The sequence below is a fragment of the Stygiolobus sp. CP850M genome (assembly GCF_037389425.1).
In the GTDB taxonomy this organism is placed as follows: Archaea; Thermoproteota; Thermoprotei_A; order Sulfolobales; family Sulfolobaceae; genus Stygiolobus.
The window spans coordinates 1-3,086 of the sequence record NZ_JBBHKR010000100.1; the positions used below are offsets into that span (position 1 = coordinate 1).

A 3,086-nucleotide genomic window follows, 5' to 3' on the forward strand; every position below is an offset into this window, starting at 1 on the left:
TAGCAGTTGGTTTATTAGATAATTTACTTACCTCATTCTTTATTGCTCTTGGTTTTTTAGTATATGTCTTAGTATATTCCATTTGGTTAAAACCCAGAACTTGGTGGAATATAGTTATAGGGGGTCTAGCGGGGAGTGCTGCGGCTTGGGCGGGTTATGCAGCTTCATCAGGTGTGTTCAATTTTGAATCGTTAATGCTAGGACTTTTAGTGTTCATGTGGACGCCAGGGCACTTCTGGTCATTGGCGCTAAGGTTTAAGGATGACTATGTTAAAGCCGAAATACCTATGTTACCAGTTTTAGTAGATGAGAGCACTTCGGCAAAGGCTATAGCAGTTTCAAACATCTTAATGATTCCGTTCGCCCTCTCTCTAACGTTGTATTTAGGTGTAATTTACGGCATATTAGTCTCAGTATTGTCAATGATTCTTCTTTATTATAACTTCAGGCTAATAAAGAACCCTAATAAAGATGAGGCTTGGAGATCATTTAAGTTCTCATCTCCTTACCTAGCTATCATTCTAATCATAGCTACCGTTCTACGGTTAGTTTAAGATGAATAGTTGAGAAAAACTATTTAGACTAGATAAATCCTCTCTTTAATAAAATTAGGTCAGAGAAAGCGCCATAAGCCGCGTTTATTGGTCCTGCACCCGGTCCTCTAATTACAGTAGTTTGTATATCGGTCGTAATTTCCAATGCGTTTTCTACTCCGTCGATATAGTATAAGGGGTCTTCCGGCGTTAACTCTGTCGGAAATACTTCTATTTTACTATCGTCAGCATAAGCAATCAGTTTAACTTTTTTATTTCCTCTTATAGCCTCTTTTACATTCTGTATCCCTTCAAACTTTATGTCCCTTATGCTTACGTTTTTCTTCATTGCAAAATTAGCCAAGATCGTCAGCTTAGCAGCTGCGTCAAACCCGTTTATGTCTAGAGTAGGGTCTTCTTCTGCATACCCTAACCTCTGAGCCTCTTTTAGAGCTTCCTCAAAGGGTTCCCCCTTATACATCCTAGTCAGTATGAAATTGGTTGTTCCATTTAGGATCCCTCTAATTCTTTTGACTTCAGCTCCAGGTAGGATCCTTAAAAGGTTAATTGAGGGTGTTCCACTCATAACAGTCCCTTGAAACCCTAGTCTACCTTTTCCCACTAAGCTCATGACTTCTCTATAGGCTAATGCTAGCGGAGCCTTATTCGTCGTAATAATACTTACCCCGTCTTTTAAAGCGGTCTTGTATAACGTGAGGGAAGGATTTCCATCTCTGTAATTTGCAGACATCATATCAATAATAATGTCCGGCTTAACTTTCTCATAAGCTGTAAAAACGTCACCTTTTAAGTTCACCTCGAACTCATCTCTATAACCTAACATGATCCCTCTTCTGTTTACAATACCGCCGATTTCTACGTCTTTTAGATCTGGTACACTCTCCTTTTTTTGAAGGAGTAGTTTTACAAAAGACTTTCCTACGTTCCCGTATCCTAGTATCAGCATTTTCATAATATTGTCACCTCTCCATTCCATTTACCACAAGCGTATTTAACTAATAATTCTGCAACTCTTGTCGTTGCATTCCTTACTAATTCCTCGGGAACACCCATAACACCAGCACTTACTATCAGGACATTCTCAGTAGTGTTGATGACGTTTGTCAATTGGGAGTCTCTATGTGGGTAAATGTGCATTACCTTTCCTTCATCGTCGACTAGAATAGGTATGTCCTTATCGAGTTTTTCTGGCTCTTTCTTCCCGATGCCAAGAAATGTTTCATTCCCTTCGCTTAGTCTGAGCACTAATGGATATTTGAAACGAGCTGTGTCGTATATACCTATAGGAACCATAGTGTCCGCGCTCACTAAATTTCCGATGTCCACCACGTTATTTATCCTTGGGAGTTTTCCGTTTCTAGCTATTCTCCTTCTCAGTGCTTCCCCGCTAGGTCTTGTCTTTGTAGGATCGATTTTGATTTTCCAATAAAAGTCTCTATAAGCCCTAACCACTGGGTCGTCCTTCAGGGAATCAATATCTATACCTTTATATTTCTCTTCGATCTTTTTCATCTCCTCTTCAAGTCCGTTATCGGTCTCCCTTACAATAATACTTATCACTTCAGTATAAGCGATAAAGATTCCCAACTTCCTTGCTTCATGGCTAATGCTTATCTTGGACATGGAAATTATCTTGAACCTCTGAGACTATTAATTTTACTTTACTGACACCTTTCACAGATGTCAATTTGCTAACTAAGTCTACTAACTCTGATTTCATCCCCTTTACAACTATGGCTTCCACGCATTTTTCTCCTTTATGGAGGTGTAATACGGAGATTATCTTGTCCTCATATTCATGCTGGATTGTCGTTACCTTGTCTGTACTTGCGTAGTCATAAACTAGGTTAACTATCCCTATAACATAGGTCTGGTCTTTCTCATTTTCATCCAAGAAATCCCTCAAAGCAGTTTGTAGTATTTTGCTTCTGTCACTGATCCCGTTACTTTGCATGTACTTCTCAAGTCTTTCGTACAATTCTTTAGGTATAGATACGCTGATCTTTTCCACATTCATTAATTTATACTCTTTCTACGTGATTAAAAGTATGAACTATTCATTACTGGACTATGCTCAGCAACTCGGGGCGAGCTTTGCCGACTTAAGGAGGATAAGGACTAAGGAATTATCCCTCCTTGTAACTGAGGATAGAGAAATAGTTTCCACAAATGGAGTAGACGATGGATATTCGTTAAGAGTTTTATACAAAGGAAATTGGGGGTACTATTCCTCGTCTGAGGAAATCACAAAAGAGAACGTAAAGAACGCGATAGAAAGTGCAATAGGAGATGAAACAGTAAACATAGTATATTTACAGCCTAAACACGATAAGGTCGAAATCAAACCCAAGTTGCAAGTTAACAAAAGCATTGAAGAGAAGATGAATGACTTAAAGAAATTAAGAGAACAGATACTAAGGCTTGACAACAGGATTAAGAGCGTGTCTATAAGGTATTACGAGGGAGAGGTTCACAGGGAGTATTTAAGTACGGACGATAGGGATATTACGGTAGATTATACGCTTTCTGGTC

At 39.0% G+C, this 3,086-nt stretch carries 5 protein-coding genes; 2 read left to right on the plus strand and 3 right to left on the minus strand.

Annotated features, from left to right (window positions below):
* The coding region (locus tag WIW89_RS12545) for a protoheme IX farnesyltransferase (protein WP_337721014.1) at positions 1-554 on the plus strand (554 nt) is incomplete at its 5' end.
* Between the two features lie 28 nt (positions 555-582).
* Here the strand turns inward: WIW89_RS12545 and WIW89_RS12550 are convergent.
* From WIW89_RS12550 to WIW89_RS12560, 3 genes are read right to left on the minus strand one after another with little or no spacing between them, the layout of a single operon-like run.
* Positions 583-1,506 (minus strand): homoserine dehydrogenase, encoded by a 924-nt coding sequence (locus WIW89_RS12550; RefSeq protein WP_337721015.1) that lies wholly within the window; start codon positions 1,504-1,506, stop codon positions 583-585.
* Positions 1,503-2,177 (minus strand): B3/B4 domain-containing protein, encoded by a 675-nt coding sequence (locus WIW89_RS12555; protein WP_337721016.1) that lies wholly within the window; start codon positions 2,175-2,177, stop codon positions 1,503-1,505. The genes WIW89_RS12550 and WIW89_RS12555 overlap by 4 nt, the downstream gene beginning before the upstream one ends.
* Positions 2,158-2,571, minus strand: a complete 414-nt coding sequence (locus WIW89_RS12560; RefSeq protein ID WP_337721017.1) for a CopG family ribbon-helix-helix protein — start codon at positions 2,569-2,571, stop codon at positions 2,158-2,160. The genes WIW89_RS12555 and WIW89_RS12560 overlap by 20 nt, the downstream gene beginning before the upstream one ends.
* A 31-nt stretch (positions 2,572-2,602) precedes the next feature.
* Between WIW89_RS12560 and WIW89_RS12565 the strand changes: the two genes are divergently transcribed.
* A partial coding sequence (locus WIW89_RS12565; protein ID WP_337721018.1) for a PmbA/TldA family metallopeptidase occupies positions 2,603-3,086 on the plus strand: 484 nt, incomplete at its 3' end.